The 19,152-nt window shown below is 37.9% G+C and carries 12 protein-coding genes and 1 other annotated feature; of the genes, 1 reads left to right on the top strand and 11 read right to left on the bottom strand.

Annotated elements, in window-relative coordinates:
- Window positions 1-327: 327 nt before the first annotated feature.
- The 4 genes from T323_RS0100330 to T323_RS0100345 form a co-directional block, all read right to left on the bottom strand.
- Complete coding sequence (locus T323_RS0100330; RefSeq protein ID WP_026671500.1) at window positions 328-1,200, bottom strand: ankyrin repeat domain-containing protein; 873 nt, start codon at window positions 1,198-1,200, stop codon at window positions 328-330.
- Between the two features lie 303 nt (window positions 1,201-1,503).
- Window positions 1,504-5,100, bottom strand: a complete 3,597-nt coding sequence (locus T323_RS27720; RefSeq protein ID WP_026671501.1) for an Ig-like domain-containing protein — start codon at window positions 5,098-5,100, stop codon at window positions 1,504-1,506.
- Between the two features lie 195 nt (window positions 5,101-5,295).
- The gene (locus tag T323_RS0100340; protein WP_035177311.1) at window positions 5,296-6,582 is read right to left on the bottom strand and encodes a bifunctional folylpolyglutamate synthase/dihydrofolate synthase; all 1,287 of its coding nucleotides are present in this window, start codon (window positions 6,580-6,582) and stop codon (window positions 5,296-5,298) included.
- Between the two features lie 80 nt (window positions 6,583-6,662).
- Window positions 6,663-9,305, bottom strand: coding sequence for a valine--tRNA ligase (locus T323_RS0100345; protein WP_026671503.1), 2,643 nt, complete (start codon window positions 9,303-9,305; stop codon window positions 6,663-6,665).
- A gap of 49 nt (window positions 9,306-9,354) precedes the next feature.
- Window positions 9,355-9,588 (bottom strand) — a binding site (T-box leader).
- Between the two features lie 160 nt (window positions 9,589-9,748).
- Between T323_RS0100345 and T323_RS0100350 the strand changes: the two genes are divergently transcribed.
- The gene (locus T323_RS0100350; protein ID WP_026671504.1) at window positions 9,749-9,934 is read left to right on the top strand and encodes a YszA family small membrane protein; all 186 of its coding nucleotides are present in this window, start codon (window positions 9,749-9,751) and stop codon (window positions 9,932-9,934) included.
- A gap of 360 nt (window positions 9,935-10,294) precedes the next feature.
- Here T323_RS0100350 and T323_RS0100355 read toward each other — a convergent pair whose 3' ends face one another.
- From T323_RS0100355 to hemL, 7 genes are all read right to left on the bottom strand, one after another.
- On the bottom strand, window positions 10,295-10,582 hold the full coding sequence (locus T323_RS0100355) for a hypothetical protein (RefSeq protein WP_026671505.1): 288 nt from the start codon (window positions 10,580-10,582) through the stop codon (window positions 10,295-10,297).
- Between the two features lie 402 nt (window positions 10,583-10,984).
- Window positions 10,985-12,001, bottom strand: coding sequence for a spore coat protein YsxE (gene ysxE, locus T323_RS0100360; RefSeq protein WP_051556273.1), 1,017 nt, complete (start codon window positions 11,999-12,001; stop codon window positions 10,985-10,987).
- On the bottom strand, window positions 11,976-12,914 hold the full coding sequence (locus T323_RS0100365; RefSeq protein WP_026671507.1) for a hypothetical protein: 939 nt from the start codon (window positions 12,912-12,914) through the stop codon (window positions 11,976-11,978). Before T323_RS0100365 ends, ysxE begins: the two co-directional genes overlap by 26 nt.
- Before the next feature lie 18 nt (window positions 12,915-12,932).
- Window positions 12,933-14,369 (bottom strand): stage VI sporulation protein D, encoded by a 1,437-nt coding sequence (gene spoVID / locus T323_RS0100370; RefSeq protein WP_026671508.1) that lies wholly within the window; start codon window positions 14,367-14,369, stop codon window positions 12,933-12,935.
- Between the two features lie 512 nt (window positions 14,370-14,881).
- Window positions 14,882-16,807 (bottom strand): glucose-specific PTS transporter subunit IIBC, encoded by a 1,926-nt coding sequence (gene ptsG, locus T323_RS0100375; protein WP_026671509.1) that lies wholly within the window; start codon window positions 16,805-16,807, stop codon window positions 14,882-14,884.
- 169 nt (window positions 16,808-16,976) lie between these two features.
- Entirely contained in the window at window positions 16,977-17,804 is an 828-nt protein-coding gene (gene glcT / locus T323_RS0100380; RefSeq protein WP_026671510.1) for a glucose PTS transporter transcription antiterminator GlcT, read from the bottom strand.
- Between the two features lie 64 nt (window positions 17,805-17,868).
- Window positions 17,869-19,146: a glutamate-1-semialdehyde 2,1-aminomutase gene (hemL, locus tag T323_RS0100385; protein WP_373279312.1), complete on the bottom strand. Its 1,278-nt coding sequence runs from the start codon at window positions 19,144-19,146 to the stop codon at window positions 17,869-17,871.
- Window positions 19,147-19,152 lie beyond the last annotated feature (6 nt).

The raw sequence follows: 19,152 nt of genomic DNA on the forward strand, positions 1-19,152 counted from the left end.
AAGCATATATGAGAAATAATTCACCGGTTCTCACAAACAATCCTTCTTCCTAATAACTGCCCTGTTACTTTAAGTACATCACTTCACAAAGTCTCCTCACACCATCCACTGATTTTATCATAACTATCCAATTGTTTTCTTACCAACAGTCGAATTCACATGCCAAATCACAGAAGAAAATATCTATTTCCACCTTAATGATTCGATGCGTGAATGTCTATGTAGTAATAAAACACTCAAGTAACAACAAAAAAACACATATGATTCTGATGTAAAATCACATGTGTTTTTACTTATGAATGGTTTATTTTCATCAGCATAAAGTATTTACTTCTTTTTGTTATTAGCCAATTTTTCAACAATATCTTCATGTCCATCTAATTTTGCTAGCTCTTCAGCTGTATATCCGTCATCTGTTTCAATTGAAGCATCAGCCCCTGCTTTTAATAATATGTTTACTATTTTTGTATAGCCGTTCTCACTCGCAATCATTAAAGCCGTTTTTCCATATTCATCGGTTGCATTGACGGATGCATTATCATCGTACCCAAGGAGCAATGAAACGATTTCTGGATAATTATAAAGTGATGCGACCATGAGTGGAGTAAGACCGTTTTCATCTGGGTGAAGCTCTGCTCCTCGATCAAGAAAAAGTTCTATTAAATCCATTTGCCCGTCTACAATCACTTGATGAAGGGGACTCCAGCCCGAATCATTTTTCACATCCACAGATGCACCGTAATCTAAGAGCAAGATTGCCATGTCTTTAAATCCTTGTGAAAGGGCCAATATTATTGGTGTTGAACCTGTTGCATTCGGTTGGTCGATATCATACTGCTCATGCTCCATAAGATAAGTTACGATGTCTTGACTATCCCAAAAAGCAGCAAGATGAAGAAGTTCCCCATTTTCATAAAACTCTTGTGATGTGTTGGCTCCTAATTCAATTAACAGCATCGCTGTATCATGATGTTCTGCCTCAATCGTAAATAACAACGGTGTTAAGCCTAAATCATTCCTTTGATTTAGGTCCGCTCCTTTTTCAACCCAGTCGACTACCTCGTCATTATGACCGGCTAACAAGGCAGCGAAAAATGCGGTATTTTCTTCTTCTGTAAGTGTAGGAGTTTGATTTACATTCGATGAAAAACACCCGCTCATGAAAATGGCAGTGAAAACTAATAGTAAATACCGCTTCATAGAAACCTCCATTCGTTTATAAAAGCGTTTTCTAGAGCACTTTTGTTATGTTACGTGTTATCTGTAATAGATGCTGAGATTTCTAACGGACATACGTTCCGCTATTTTAATAAAAAGCTCCATTTATCAAATGCTTATGGTCATTCGTTCCGTTATACTTGAAAAACTGCTTCGTTTTAAAGCTATTTTTGCCTAGTTAACGGAACAGATGTCCGTAAACAATGCGAAAAAGCATATTTTTCACAAAATAGCGGAATAGATGTCCGTTACACGTAAACATACGACATCTATTCCGCCCCTCTATTACCAGCGCCCACCTGGTCGGTTACCACCGACTGGTGGTGTGACAGATGAGCCTCCTACTTCGATTACAAATGTTGCTTCTTTATATATACCATTGACAATCGCGGTTACTTTTATTTCAGCGATTCCATTTTCCTTAGCCACCACACGAGCATCTGTATCTGTCCAAGGTTGGACACTGACAATGTCAGGGTGACTTGAAGTCCATGTCACATTTTGAACAGAATCATTATATTGTGATGGACTAATCAAAAGCGAAATCGTTTCAGACTGCCCAATTCTCATGCCTGATGGTCCTTCTACTGCAAAACCAATTTCCTTAACCGCAACTTGATGTGTTGTTGATTCAAACGGGATTCCATTAATCGTACCTGTCACAGTAATGACGACCGAACCTGGTGCTTTCGCTTGAATTGAGCCTGTTTGACTATCTGTTTTTCCAACGGTCAGACTTGCAGGTGAGCTACTTGTCCATGTCACATCATAAGTACCTGAATAAGGAGACTGAATCGAAATTGGATGTGAATCTCCTTCATACATCTCAGTTGGTCCAGATAATGACACTTGAAGTGGTTGGACATGAATTGCGCATGGCTCTGAATATAAATAGTCACTTGTTGGGTCAACATTGTCTACATCGTTTACCCTCACTTGAATTGTTGCATGACCAGGATATTTCGCCTTTACTTTCCCTGTCGCATCGACATCTAGAATGTCACGGTTACTTGAAATCCACTGTGCCGATTGAACGGCTTGTGGATGTTTTAATGCTTGCTCTGGATACACAGCGAACTGTAACAATGCTTCTTCACCATATTGTAATGGGTTCGGGCAACTTGTCACTTCTACTCGTTGCACCGCATAACGACTATCTAAAACAACTTCATTAAATGTAAATGATTTTTGCTCAAGACTCGGTGTAATGACATTTAATTTTCCATCACTTAAAAGATAACGACCTTGGTCTATCGGTTTTATTTCTACATCAAAGCCTATATTCACCATATCTTTTTGTTGTGGGAAAGGGATATCTTCAAAATAAATCGTTAATTTATTGTTTTTCACGTCCCAGCTGCGAATTGGTGCCTCACTTATTACGTTCATAACTTCAATACCTGGTGATAATGTTTCTGTATACGTGACTTGGCGAAGCGGTGGATACGATACAGATGAAGGTACACCACCATATTCAGCATACACTGTCCCATCTCGATAAGTGAGTTTCACAGTCGCAAATCCTATTATCGTATGGTCAGTGCTTGAGCCACCAAATTCGAATGTATCAACGACAGGAACATTCACATACTGCGGGCCTTTATCTCGGAGCCAATCGGAAATCATTCGATCAACGTTTGAATTATTACCCGTTTCTGGACCAACTTGATCCCCCACGGCGTAACTTAAATCTCCTTGACCATCTATAGCTTGTTGCACAGCTTGCCTCAATGCACTGTTTCCACTTCCATCTAAACGAAGATATCCCCATTTCCCTGCATTTTCACGACTTAAAATATCGATGGGTTGTTGGGATGTTGGAATATCTCGTGTAACACCAATCGGAAATACATGATTTAATACTCCATGCTGCTCATCGAAATGATCCCAAATTAAAAATTTATGCAAATCAACTTGATGATGTAATGTTGTTGTTTCATTTACAAGCACATTTTCTTTCGATAAGTAACGGTTCACAACCGCTTCTGTTTCATCAACAAAGATAGAAAACTGCTCGACCACTTTTGCCCCAGATTCATCTGTTGCTTCAATTCGAATACGATTTTCCCCGATTCGAAGGTCATCCGTTGAAAGTGTTGTTCTAACAAGGGCTGGGTTGGATAACTTATCGTTAGCAAATACTCTTTGGTTATTAACAAACACTTCTGTTTTTAACGAATGGTCAGTTAAGTCATAGTCATACACTTCATATACAAGGTTCACGAGTTGACCTTTGTAATAGGTTGCATTTGGTTTTGGTGCCAACACATTTAACATCGGTGCATGGTTTGAACCGATAAAAGCTCGGTACATCGTGTTTACAAATAATTTTTGTTCTTGATCTGGGAATCCCGTATTTGTATGCCCTGTTCCAGAGTACGTTACGTTTCCTTTTGAATACGTGTAATAATGATTCCAGCTATCATAAATATCACGATTACTACCTATAATGTTATACCAAGGAATCACGTTCCTATCTTCTAAATCGAGTGTGTAGTATTGGTTATGTGTCGTCGCAATTTCAATTGAATCCCCTAGCTCAAAAGGATACGTTGTTAATAGTCCAGTATTGATTCTTTTTGTACTTCTTGATGGATTGACAGCATTTAACCCCATATTGGTTCGTGGGAACACTTGACCTGTGTCTTCCATAAAACGACCCCAATTGCTTTCTGTCGGTAATCTGTAAATCGTATCATGGGTAAACATAACACTTTGACCGGTAGCTATAAATGTCTTTACTGAATTAGCAGGTGCGTCATTTAAATTCGCTCGGACGTTATACTCATCCACAAATCCGAAAATTAACATATCATAGACACCATTTAATTGGCGATGGTATTGATTATTAAACTGTGTCATTGTAATAATATCGATATCGATTTGATAGTCTTCACTCGATAAATATTGTTGGTTCATGTTATTTGACTTATTTAGTGCACTCTCTAAATTTACTGTAGTCGGAAGAACTTGTAGTACTCTCACCTTCATTTTTTCATCCCGAAACTTAAATGCCCCCGTATCATAGGATTTCAAGTTTGTTGAAGCATCGATTACCTCAAACTTCCAATAACGCAAACCAGAAAACCCTTTTGGTAGTTTATAATGAATAGTAGCTTTTCCATCGACAATTTTTGCTGTGCCCACTAATTCTTTTTCCTCATAGTAATGATTAAAATCGGCATCAATATAAAGGTTCGCTATTCCATTTTGAACCGTATTCACTTCAAAAGAAACTACATCCCCTGCCCGATAAACAGAAGACGAATTCCCGCTATATACAGTTGGTTTTGTTATGATATTCATAGCTGGTTTCTTTGGGTTGTTTTGAAAAAAGTTGCTAATGACTGTACTTGCTTGAGAATTTTGAGTAATAACTCGTAAATTTGAACTATACTTTTTTTCATTATTCCACCTTGTTAAAGTTGTCCCTAATTTTCCTCTTTGAGATAGTACTGTATTATGAACAACGACGAGTTGACCTTGTTTCAAAAAATCATTCTCAATTTCAGTAAGCTTTAAATTCGTTATATCATTCATCACATTAGTTGTGTCATGTGCTGCAATTCTTTGCTCATTTGTTGTTAATGTTCCAATTGTCGTAGGGCTATAAGTGCCATTTGCAATAAAAACCATGTCATATTTACCATCTAATTCATATCTGAGAGAAACAAATTCCTTCATTCTAACAGTATGAATATTATAGAAATTACTATTTAGCCGGCTTTGTAACACCGAACTACCAGTATCGGTAATTTCCAACACTTCAATCTTCGATGTAGGCGAATTAGCATCTGCTTTGTCGATGAATGGTTGTGGTATCACGAGCGAAAAAATAAGAATAAATACAATAAGTCCATGTAATCCTTTTAACGTCTTCATCCTTTTTATCCTCCTTCATCAATTAATCTATCACTTGCCCTCGTTGTGACTATTGAATCAATTTCGTATGTAAACTCTTGATTTATCTGCAAAACAAGAACTTTATAACTACTTCAAATGTAGCACTAATGGATGATAAATGTAAACAAAAAATGACAAAAAAAAGAAGCAAATAGAGGAAATTCCCCATTGCTTCTATTCGGGTTGATGAAGAAGGTATTTTCTGACTTCACCGATAAAATATAATGAACCTGTAATTAATAAAATATCATCACTTGTAATAGACTCTCTCATTTGTTGGATCGCTAGCTTCCAGTTCGGTTCAAACTGTTTATTGTCAAAAGTAGAGTTGGTATACAATTGCTCTGCGGATTGTGCTCTTGGAAAATCAAATGTTGTAAAGATAATGGAGTACACGATGTCATATAACGGATGGAGCAATTGATTCACATCTTTTTCTACTGTTGCCGCAAACAGCAAACAGATTTTTTTTCCTCCATAAAACCGTTGTAATGTATCTTTTAGTACTTCGATTCCTTCTGGGTTGTGTGCACCATCGAGAATAACAGTTGGCTCAGCTTCGATTTGCTCAAAACGACCTGGCCAACTTGTTTTTTCAATTCCCATTCGAATTTGTTCATCTGTTAACTCAAATCCGTATTTTGTTTTTAACAACGCTAAAGCCATCATCGCTAATGCTACATTTTTTACTTGATGTTTCCCTTTAAGCGATAATGTAATGTGATCCACTGACCATAATGAGGAACGAAAATTAATTTGCTCTTTTCCATCAATCACACCGTTATCATATGTGAAATCTTCTTCTAGTTGATAAAAGTCAGCTTCCATTTCCACAGCTTGTTGTTGAAACACCGTGACAACTTCCTCATCTTCTGCTGTTGTAATTACAGGAACTTCTTTTTTTATAATTCCAGCTTTTTCTTTAGCAATTTCTTGTTTTGTTTCTCCTAATATATGAACATGGTCAAACCCCACATTCGTTAATAATGACATCATTGGTGTAAGAACATTTGTTGAATCTAATCGGCCACCTAACCCAACTTCCATTACAACAATATCAGGTTTGACCATAGAAAAATAAACAAATGCCATCACTGTAATGACTTCAAACTCTGTCGGGGACCCATAATGTGTATTTGCCAATTCATCGACAAGTGGCTTTATGTCATTTGCGATAGCGACGACATCAGCATCTGGAATCGGTACACCATTAATCATAATCCGTTCATTAAATTGTTCAATATAAGGAGAAGTAAATGTCCCCACATTATAATTTGCTTCGACAAGAGTATGTCGCAAAAAGGATACCGTAGATCCTTTCCCATTTGTTCCTCCGACATGAATAAACTGGCTCTTCTTATGGGGGTAACCGAGTTTTGCTAGCATCCATTCCATTCTTTCTAAACCCGGTTTAATACCAAACGCGAGTAAACTTTCCACCCATTGAACTGCCTCTTCCATCGTTTTCACTTTACTACTCCTTTTTCATCAAATATGGAAAGGATGCCCACATGATCTTTCCTATGGGCATCCTCCTTATTTTACTGTTTTAATTCTGCAATACGAGCTTTTACTGTCTCTCTTTTTTCAATATAGTCTTTTTCCTTCGCACGTTCTTCCACAATCACTTGTTCAGGAGCTTTAGCAATAAACCCTTGATTACTTAATTTTTTCTGAACTCTTTCAACTTCTTTATCAAGTTTTGCCACTTCTTTTTCAAGTCGGGCTATTTCCGCATCTAAATCTAGTAGTCCTGCTAGCGGAAGGAATAACTCGACTCCAGTTAACACATTCGACATCGATTTTTCTGGAGTTGATAAATCTGTTGCCATTTTTAATTCACTAGGGTTACAAAATCTTTCAATATATTGCTGCCCACGTTTTAATTGTGTGTAAACTTCTTCATCTTTTGGTTTGATATGAAGTTCAATCTGCTTACTCATCGGAACATTTAATTCTGAACGAGTATTTCTAACAGAACGAATAATATCTTTTAACAGTGTAAAATCTTTTACAGCATCTTCAAATACTAATTCAACCTTTTTCGTTGGCCATGCAGCTACAGTAATTGAATCGCCTTCATGCGGCAAATGTTGCCATATTTCCTCGGTAATAAACGGCATAATTGGATGTAATAGTCGAAGAGTGTGGTCTAATACATAAGCAAGAACTGATCTTGTCGTCTTTTTCGCTTCTTCATCATCACCGGTTAACGGCAGTTTCGCCATTTCAATATACCAATCACAGAAATCATCCCATATAAAGTTATATAAGATCCGTCCTACTTCACCAAACTCATACGCGTCAATTAATCTCGTTACATCGTCAATTGTTTCTTGAAGACGCGTCAATATCCATTTGTCGGCAATTGTCTTTTCTCCTGATATATCAATTTCATCATATGTTAATCCATCCATATTCATCAGGGCAAACCTGGACGCATTCCAAATTTTATTTGCAAAGTTCCACGTTGATTCGACTTTTTCCCAATAAAAACGAAGATCATTTCCTGGGGAACTCCCTGTTGATAAGAAGAATCGCAGTGCATCTGCTCCATATTTGTCGATAACATCCATCGGGTCAACACCATTTCCAAGCGACTTACTCATTTTTCTTCCTTGGGAATCTCTAACTAACCCATGAATGAGCACATCTTTAAATGGACGTTCATCTGTGAATTCTAATCCTTGGAATATCATTCGGGCTACCCAAAAATAAATAATGTCATATCCTGTTACTAACACATCTGTGGAATAATATCGTTTGAAATCTGGTGCTTCTTTATCGGGCCAACCCATTGTTGAAAACGGCCACAATGCTGAGCTGAACCACGTATCTAATACATCTTCATCTTGTTCCCAATTTTCAATATCACTAGGAGCTTCATGCCCTACATAAACTTCTCCTGTTTCTTTATGATACCAAGCAGGAATTCGGTGTCCCCACCATAATTGTCTTGAAATACACCAGTCTCTGATGTTTTCAATCCAGTGCAGATATGTTTTTTCAAATCGGTCTGGTACAAAGTTTACTTTGTCATTTGACTTTTGCAATTCAATCGCTTGTTTTGCTAAAGGTTCCATTTTTACAAACCATTGCGTCGACAAGTATGGTTCTACCACTGCGCCACTACGCTCTGAATGCCCAACGGAATGCATATGGTCTTCAATATGAAAAAGAATATCTGCTTCTTGCAAATCTTTCACAATTTGTTTTCGGCATTCAAAACGATCAAGACCTTTGTATTTTCCAGCATTTTCATTCATTTTCCCATCTTCTGACATGACGAGAATTCTTTCTAAATTATGACGGTTTCCAATTTCAAAGTCATTTGGATCATGAGCTGGTGTTATTTTAACCGCACCTGAACCAAATTCCATATCGACATAATCATCTGCGACAATCGGAATTTCTCGATTAACAATCGGTAGTTTTACCATTTTGCCTATTAAATGTTTGTATCTTTCATCTTCTGGGTGTACGGCAACCGCTGTATCCCCTAGCATTGTTTCTGGTCGAGTTGTGGCAACTTCAATATGACCTGAACCGTCTGCTAGTGGGTATTTCATATGATAAAAATGACCTTGTACGTCTTTATATATCACTTCGATATCAGACAACGCTGTTTTCGTTTGTGGGTCCCAGTTAATAATATATTCTCCACGATAGATTAAGCCTTTTTCATATAAACGAACAAACACTTCTCGTACAGCCTTCGATAAACCTTCATCTAATGTAAATCGTTCTCGTGAGTAATCAAGGGCAAGACCGAGCTTTGACCATTGAGAGCGTATAAAGGAAGCATACTCTTCTTTCCATTCCCAAGATTTTTCGAGGAATTTTTCCCGTCCTAAATCATAACGAGATAATCCTTCTTCTTTTAGTTTCCCTTCCACTTTTGCTTGAGTCGCAATTCCAGCGTGGTCCATCCCAGGAAGCCAAAGTGCATCATAGCCTTGCATTCGTTTTGTTCGAATTAATATATCTTGTAATGTTGTATCCCATGCATGACCTAAATGCAATTTCCCTGTCACATTTGGTGGGGGGATAACAATGGTATACGGCTTTTTACTCTCGTCACCTGTTGCCTCAAAAAACTTCCCTTCGACCCAATACGGATACCATTTCGCTTCTGTTTCTTGCGGATTATATTTTGTTGGCATTGAAAGATCTTGATTTGCCATGTGTGTTCCTCCTTTGTTTTCTAAAAAAATATAAAAAACTCCCTTCGCCTCAAAGGACGAAGAGAGTATCTCTCGCGGTACCACCTTTGTTTGCAAGCAAAATACACTTGCACACCTCAGTAAATGTAACGGTTCTCACCGGCTTACTTTACTCATTCGCTTGAACGTTCAAGTAAGCTGCTCATTGGGCGACCTTCAATTCGTACATCCTGAAAAATCTTTCAGCTCTGATTTTTCTCTCTAAAAGGCATCCGAATTTACTCTTCCCTGTCATTGCAGTTTAGAATTTTATTATCTTGCTATATTCTACCTTTTTTTGATTTCATTCGTCAATATAAGCATAGCCATTTTTTTCTTTTCTATTCAACTTGCCTCTCTCTACTCACATTCAAGCTTAAAAAGCATATCGTAATAGTAACATACTATGGAGAGGAGCTATGAAAATGCCAAGACGTAAATTTCGTCCACCATTATGGCTCGTCCGTTTTCGGCAAGTGATTTACCAATGTATTTTTTATATCGTTTGTTTTCAATTTATTCGAACGCTTTTACTTCCTACAACGTTTGATGTTATTTTATTAACAATACTTGTGATTGTTTACGGATTGTTTCTTTTAGGGGTTATTTAAGAAAAACGCGGGAGCGTCTTTTCGTTTCAAGTGAAGTGTATGATGAACAACCAACACATGCCATGTTTCATTTTCGCGGCCACAGGAGCGCTTATTCACGCAAAAGCAACTCTATTCCTAGCGATATATTATGATTAACTGCTCCTGTGTCCGCCAACGTTCCAAAACGCTAGTAATGTTCACAGATAACGGTTTTCATGGCCGCTTACTTATCATAAACAACAAAATTGCTATCGCGATAAATCCGACCCAAGTGTTGAATAATTCACTTAGGTCTTTTCTTGCTTGTCTCATAGTACTCCAAGTCCCTCATTCATTCTAAGAATTTATTAAAACAATGCTATACACAAGTCGACTATTTTATAGTTTCCTAAACAATAAGAAAAACGCGGGAGCGTCTTTTCGTTTCAAGCGAAGTGCGGAGCCCTGCCCGCTTTTGATAGTGAACCCCAAGTGTTTTTCTTGGGGTGAAACGCGCAGGTGCGCAGCCTTCGCTCTTCTTGAATAAGCCTTCAAAACTTTTATACTCTTATCTTGTAAGAAAAACTGAGTGAGGAACCCCACCTCACTCAGTCCTTTTTTGTTTCCTGCAAATTGAAAAAACCTGTACTCTACTCCATGTACCCCATTATAATACTCAGGATACATTTCTCCTCCCAAGTTTCATAGAAAAACATTGGTGGTGTCATCGGACCGCCACCATCCATTAAATCTTTCATCACACACTAAACAAACAAGCTGATAGAAGCCTTCTATTAGACACTTCTTTCCGTTTTTGCACTCGTTTTGTCCAATAGAACCTTCCTATTAGACATTTCTCTCCGTTTTTACTCTTGTTTTGTCCAATAGAGCATTCCTATTAGACACTTCTTTCCGATTTTACTTTTGTTTTGTCCAATAGAGCATTCCTATTAGACACTTCTTTCCGATTTTACTTTTGTTTTGTCCAATAGAACCCTAAAACACAATTCAAACGCCCTCCGTTAAAGAAAAACGCGGGAGCGTCTTTTCGTTTAAAGCTCACCCGATTATGGGCGAGCTACTATATGTTTATGTTTGTTTTACTTCGGGAGGAAATAATATCGTTTTCAGCTGATGTACCTTTCTCATCGTAAACAAGCGTTTTTCTAACCGGCGAACATGATTTAATTCACTTAATGAAGCTCGGTTGTTCATATACGTGTCGATTGAAAATAAAACCGGCTCTGGAAAATGCAAATAACCAAGCAATAATTGCTTTTCTTCTTCAAACAGTGGTAAATGCGCTTCATATGTTGCTAACCAATGCTTCAACTCATTATCATTCCATAAAGCATAGGCAAAAGAATGACGACAAAATAAAGCAAGATCTCGAGCTGGTGTGTCAAGTGATGCGCGTTCAAAATTAAAAAGAAGCGGTTCGCCGTAGGCCGTAAAGTGAACATGTTTCCTTGACAATTTCCCATGACAAAGGACCGTTCTATATTTCTCTTTTTCCTTTACCCCATCAAACCATTTTCCTGCACACCGTTTCGCTTCGTCCATCATGAGTAATAGTTGATGTGCATGTGTCATGAAGGTGAGTTCAAATGGTGACATGTACACTTTTTGCTCAGCTAAATCAATAAACCGTTCAAGTTCTAGTCTTCGCAACTCCCATCTTTTCACTAATGTTTGGTAAGATTCTTCCATCGCATCTTGTTCATATGTTTGTGATTTAGATGTTAAGTGATGGATTATCCCCATTTGATTCATGATCTTCTGCTCTCTTGATTCTCTATCTTCGTATGGTTCGTTTTCAATCCAAGGCATTACATAATACGTATGTTGCTCTGTTGATAATGTTAATTCGCCGTACTTCGTTGGAATGATAGGAATAACAGATTGGTATTGGAGCCTTGCAAGTCTCCGAATATGGTGCGAAAATGTTTGTGCTTCTTCCCATAACATCACTGATTCTTTCAGTGCATAAGTGCCTTGCTGTGAATAGATTTTAAAAACTCTACCCTTTCTTTCGATTTGTTGAGGATAAAGATCATAATGAAATAATATCGGTGCTAACTTATCCCAATCTTCTCTGGTTGTCATCATTTCCCTCCTTTTCTGTTCTTTTGTTCGACCATTCTACTAGTACTTGGACAAGTTGTTGTTTTTCATTCCATGTCTGTTTCATATCGTCTACACGCTTGTACCATTTTTCCGTATCTTCTATATTAGTGACACATTCTATATATTCGGTCGGATATAATAATTCTGCAATGAGAAATGAAAGTTGTCTTGATTTGATAAGTTCAAACCTTTCTGAAATCCCATCTAATAATAAAAACAATGAAGACTCAGCTTCCTTTCTCCACCACTCTAAAACAAACATACTAAAGGAACGATAGCCTATTTCTGGATTTTTTGCAGTTCCTTCAAAAAAAAGGACTGAAGCATCTTCTTTTAATTGTGTAAGAGAATGAATAGGATCGCAAATGGGCAACACGACATGATTGTTTTTCTCAATAATGTCACTCGCTTTATCTGCTCGTCCTCTAGCTTCTTTATAACATGTGGAAATGAGCTTTTTTTCACTTTCTGCTATTAAGTGTAGCTGCTGTTGAATTTGTTCAATCGAGGGAAAGAAATACTCGTGTTCAACAAAGCTAAGCTTTCTTTTGTCTTGCTCGAGTCCATACTGAAACATATGCCCGAAAAGATTTCCCCATTTTTGTTCTGCTTGTCTGATTGGAGAGAGGGTGGCCACCTCATCATGAAGTGTAAGCCACCCTTTTTCATAGGGAACTTCCATATTATTGTTTATTGTACGTATCATGCGATCTGTCATGATAAACGGGGGACGACTACATTCCTCTCGCCAAGAAATATGCCATTGAAGCAATCGTTCATCTTCCCATATCCGTACATTTTTTATACCTTTATTTGTTTGAATTCTATCTTTTCCAACTTGTTTAACTGTCGTATAACCATATTCTTGTTTTATTTTTTCAAGAAGTTCCATCTATCTTCCCTACTCCTACTATTCTTTTTTTGCTCTAACAATTGGAATATATAAAATTTGTCCTTGTTCAATTTGTTCACTTTCTAGTTTATTAATTCGAACAAGTTGACTCGCTTGAACTTCATAACGCTCTGCAATCATATCCAATGATTCATTTTCTTGAATGATACACATTCTTAGCTTAGAAAATTCTTCTTCTCCATTTGTGAGCATTTTTGTTAAATATAATGCATTTTCATTTTTCATAGATGGACGGTCACTTTCTTCTCCATCTTCTTCACGGTCCGGTTCTAACTCTTCTTCGGGCTCACTTGCAGAAAATGCAATCTCAGGCATTTGATTGTTGGCGATTCCTTTTAACGTCGATAAGCCTGAACCTGTATCTTTTTCATCACGACTTACTTCTTCCACTTCTTCTTCAACAAGAGGTTCTTCATAACTTTGTAAAACAGGCTCCTCTTCTTTTGTTCTTTCAGCACGAGGGGCAGCAACAACTTGTGGAACAGGCTCTTCTTCTAATTTAGGTTCTGTCACCATTGGAGCGATCGGTTTATCTACGGTCTTTTCGATCGTTGTTCCACTCTCCTCTCCTTCAAAACGAGGACTTCCGCCTGCCGCAACAGCTTGTAACGTCTTTTCTTCTTGTTTTTGTTCTACTTTTGCTTGAATGTTCGTTTGTACTGTTGGTTCAGGTCTAGCCTCGATTACGGGCTCCGGCTTGGATTCAACTGATTCTTCTATCGGTTCACGGTCAATCTCTTCAGTCACTTCTGTCTTTACTACTGTTTCTTCAATTTGTTCAGCCACTTCTTTTTGTTCAACTGTGGAAGGGGCTTCTATTTCTCCTGGTTCCATCTTCACTGTATTTTCTTCTTTCATAACAGGCTCTGCTTGTTTCTTTGCTTCGAAACGAAACGGTTGAAACACATCAGGTTGTACCGGTGGGATTGGGGGAACTTGAGATTGAGCTAGTTCTTGTTGCTCTTGTTGTTCGTTTGTACGTTCTTGTGTTGTTGTCGACATACCGCTTATCGTGACATCAGCAGTCAACTGAATGCAACTTCTTTCAGGTAAATCATAATCAAATGTCTCCACTTCAACATACACATCTTCTAAGTTATTAATGCGGTTCAATGGAATCGTCACATCAATCGGAAAATAATGTTTAATTTCACCAATTCCTTCATCTGATAATGAAATTTCTTCAATTGAACGAAAATGTAAATCATCACGTGAATCCTCACGCTCTTGATTTGCCATCTCTTGTTCTGTTTTCGGGCGGTACTCGCCTTTTAATTGAAGGCCACCACGGATAAAAACATGGTCAGCACTTTCTTCAATTGTAATTTCTGGGTCTAATGACATTGATAATACTTCTGAAATTTCTTGACCTTTATTGAGCCACACTGACTCCTCAATCGAAAATGATAATTTAGATGGATGATCTTGGGTCACAATGCGTTCCTCCTTCGAAATCTATTATCTACACTTTTTGTTACGGTCATGGTCTGTACAGTAAAACCTATGACAAGGCTTTACGATTTATGTATAAAACTTGTAAATTACAGGAGAGAAGGTGTTCCCCCCACTACTACATCTTTATGGAGGGTGGGAAATGAATATGTCTTTTTTTATATATTTTTTCGTTACTAGAATGTCACTTCCGACCCGCATTACTCGTTAGGACATATTTGCAGAAGTATAGAAATCATTTTTTTAGGTCAGAGCAGCCCTTATTTGTGAACATGATACGGGTTTCTGTTTTTTAGTGGCCACAGGAGCCCTTATTCACGCAAAAGCAACTCTATTCCTAGCGATATATTATGATTAACTGCTCCTGTGTCCGCCAACGTTCCAAAACGCTAGCCATGTTCACAGATAACTGTTTTCATGGCCGCTTATTTACCATAAACAAACTAAAGAAGGCTACCGAGAGATTTCTCGACAGCCTTCCTCCAATACACTTATTATTTTTTCTTAATCTCTGCCACTTCTGTATTAGCTGCAGCAAAACTTAAATCTTTTACTACCAATTGTTCAGTATCATCTAAGTTCGTAAAAACAATTGGAGTAATAATAGATGTTGCATTGTTTTGGATAAACTCTAAGTCAAATCGTAGTAAAGATTGACCTTTTGTAATCGTTGCACCTTGTTCAACTAATGTTTCAAAGCCTTCTCCTTTTAAGTTGACCGTATCAATTCCAACATGAATTAATATTTCTTTTCCAGTATCAGTTTCAATACCAAGTGCATGTTTTGTTGGGAAGATGTTGACAATTTTACCGTCAACAGGTGAAACAACTAAACCATCCTTTGGTTCAATCGCAAATCCATCTCCCATCATTTTGCTTGAAAACACTTGGTCAGGAACTGCTGAAATAGGAAGAAGTTTTCCTTCTAATGGTGCATGAATGGAAACCGTACCTGTACTAGAAGAAACTTCTTTTGTTTTTTCTGCTTTTTTCTCCACAGGCGGAGGTGTGTTTCCTTTTATAATCGCTTGAATTTGTGTTTTTAATTGGTCAGAGCGAGGTCCAAATATTGCTTGGATATTATTCCCCATTTCTAACACACCACTTGCTCCAAGCTTTTTCAGCTTGTCTTTATTTACATCGCCAGGATGACGCACAGACACACGTAATCGAGTGATACAAGCATCTAGATTTGTTAAGTTTTCTTTTCCACCTAACGCTTGTAAAATTTCATATGGTAATTCATTTGTTGTGCCATCGCTTACTTCATCACTTTCATCTTCTGCATCTTCACGACCAGGTGTTTTCAAATTCCACTTTCGAATCGCAAATCGGAATCCAAAATAATAAATAACCGCAAAGACGAGCCCGACCGGTATAATGAGCCAGGAGTTTGTCGATAAATTCCAATAAAGGACATAATCTATAAACCCACCAGAGAATGTAAACCCTGCCTTAACTCCTAATAAATCCATCACAACAAACGATAGTCCAGCAAATACGCAGTGAATTAAAAATAACACAGGAGCAACAAACAAAAAGGCAAATTCAATCGGCTCTGTAATCCCCGTTAAAAAGCTTGTTAGTGCAGCTGATGCCATAATTCCACCAACCATTTTTTTACGCTCAGGTTTTGCCTCATGATAAATCGCTAATGCAGCAGCTGGAAGACCAAATAACATGAACGGGAATAACCCCGCCATAAATGTACCTGCTGTTGGGTCTCCTGCAAAGAAACGTGTCATATCCCCTCTTACACCTTCAAAGTTACCAAATTCAAACCAAAATGGCTGATAGAAAATATGGTGAAGACCAAATGGAATTAATGCACGTTGGGTAAAACCAAAAATAAACGCGGCAACCGTTGTTCCTGTTTCAGTTGCTAAATGGGAAAACCAATCAATCACACCTTGAATCGGTGGCCAAATATAAACAAATGCAATTCCTAGTAATACCGCTGTTGCCGCTGTAATAATCGGAACAAATCGTTTTCCAGCAAAGAAGCCCAAAAATTGGGGCAGCTCAATATTATAAAACCGCTTATATAATGCAGCAGCGACAAGCCCCATAATAATTCCACCAAACACTCCTGTTTGGAGCGTTTCAATTCCTAAAATATTGACAGTTTCTGCTCCTTGATAACCTGCCATAATCCCTAGTGTCGTATTCATGACAAGGAAGCCAATTACAGCCGCTAACCCTGCGACACCGTCTCCATCAGCAAGTCCAATCGCGACACCGATAGCAAATAATAGTGGTAAGTTATCAAAAACAACCCCACCTGCTTGTGCCATAATCGGAATATTTAAGACATTTTCATGTCCTAGTCCTAATAACAAACCAGCTGCAGGTAGTACCGAAACTGGAGTCATTAGCGCCCGACCGACACGTTGTAACACACCAAACGCTTTTTTAAACATATAGATTTCCTCCTTTTTTGTTGTGGAAATAAAAACAATAAAAAAGACATGAGTGGATACGAAAAGTATGCATCAAAAACAAAAGGATTATGCCCTTTCGTTTATGAGACGTACTTTTTTTCCTCTCATGCCTGCTTTACCAGTAACACGTAAAAAAATGTACTTTATTTTATTGTTTTGATAATCGTTGCAAATGCATTGTTAAATAAACCGCTTCTGCTTCTGGAATCGTTTTCTTAATGGCTTTTTGCATGATTTTGATTAGTTTCCACGAAAGATTATAACAAATCGGATATTGTTCTTGCAATACTTTTGCTAAGGCGTTTTGATTTTCGTCATAACTTCCTTTTTCCACCCGATCAATTGCATCATGCAAATGTCGCACAAGTCGTAGATAATGAATGTCTTTACGGTCAATTTGTAACGATAAAGAAAGCTCAATCACTTCAATGAGAGTCGCAATAAGTTGAGTATGACGGTTTACTTCAGATAATGGCCTTCTTGTTAGAGCACTATGAATATGAAGGGCAATAAAACCAATTTCTCCTTCTGGAATGACAATACTCAATTTTTCGTTTAACCACTCTACGATTTCGGTTGCTAGTGCATACTCTTTTGGATACGCTAATTCCGTTTCAATTAAAAACGGATTGCTAATCCCAAGCCCTTGTTTCACCCTTTTTATCGCAAAATATAAATGGTCGGTTAAAGCAACATGGATATGTTCATGAACTTGTACCTGAAACCGCTTTTGAATTAATGTTGTCAGTTCATTCATCAAGCCAACAAAAGATTCATCAACATACGTTAATAGCTCTTTATATTGCTCTTGTTCTTTCTTATCTTTTAATACAAAAAACTTTTCTGCAACGTCGGATTCCACTTGCTCCCCTTGCTTTTTATTAAACCCAATCCCTTTCCCAATTAAAACAACTTCCTCATATTCAGGATGTTGGGCAATGACAACATTATTATTCAATGCTTTTTTGACTTTCATGACATTCCGTTCCTCCTGCTAATCAAACCGCTTTCATCTTTTGCAAGTTTTCTTCCTTGTTCCTTTAGACAATTTTTGAAAATGCTATTTTTGCTGCAGCAATTGTGGCATCAATATCTGCTTCCGTATGTTTTGTTGATAAAAACATACCTTCAAATTGAGATGGTGGAAGTGAAATTCCTTGTGCAAGCATTTCTTTAAAGTAAGCCGCAAATAAATCAAGATTTGATGTTGAAGCTTCAGCAAAATTTGTGACTTTTTTATCAGTAAAGAAAAAGCCTACCATTGAACCCGCTAGATTAGTCGTATGTGGAATCTCAAATTCTTTTGCTGCTTCTGATAACCCACTCGCTAATTTTTCTCCTAACTGACGAAACACTGTATAATCTTGTTCTGTCAGTTGAACCAGTGTTTCATATCCTGCCGTCATCGCTAATGGATTTCCTGACAGCGTACCCGCTTGATAGATTGGTCCACTTGGTGCAATTTGTTCCATGATTTCACGTTTTCCACCATAAGCACCAACAGGTAAGCCTCCGCCAATTACTTTTCCTAAACAAGTTAAATCGGGTGTGACACCAAAATGACCTTGTGCACAATGGTAATCGACACGAAACCCGGTCATAACTTCATCAAATATTAATAAGCTTCCATGTTTAGTTGTGATGTCTCGCAATTGTTGTAAAAAACCAGGTAATGGTGGCACAACGCCCATATTCCCAGCAACTGGCTCAACGATAACTCCTGCAATATCATCCCCGAATTTATCAAATGCAAGTTCAATACTTTCGATATCATTATAAGGGACAGTTAACGTGTTTTGAGCGACTGATTCTGGAACGCCTGGACTATCTGGTAAACCTAATGTAGCTACACCTGATCCCGCTTTAATAAGAAGTGAATCGCCATGACCATGGTAACAACCTTCAAACTTCACAATTTTATTTCTTCCTGTATATCCTCTCGCTAATCGGAGTGCACTCATCGTTGCTTCCGTACCCGAATTGACCATACGAACAACTTCAATGGACGGAACTCTGTCGATGACGAGCTCTGCTAATTTCGTTTCAAGCTCATTCGGCGCACCAAAGCTTGTCCCTAATTCTACGGTTTTCTTTAGTTCTTCAACAACGCGGTCATCGGCATGTCCTAAAATGAGCGGACCCCATGATAAAACATAATCAATATATTCATTGCCATCAATGTCATAAATTCTTGAGCCTTTTCCACGCTCCATAAAGATAGGGTCCATTTTCACTGATTTAAACGCACGAACAGGACTATTTACACCACCTGGCATGACCGGTTTTGCTTTTGCAAATGCTTGCTTTGAACGTTCCATCTTCAT

The sequence above is a fragment of the Alkalihalobacillus bogoriensis ATCC BAA-922 genome (genome assembly GCF_000621445.1).
Lineage (GTDB): Bacteria > Bacillota > Bacilli > Bacillales > Bacillaceae_F > Bacillus_AO > Bacillus_AO bogoriense.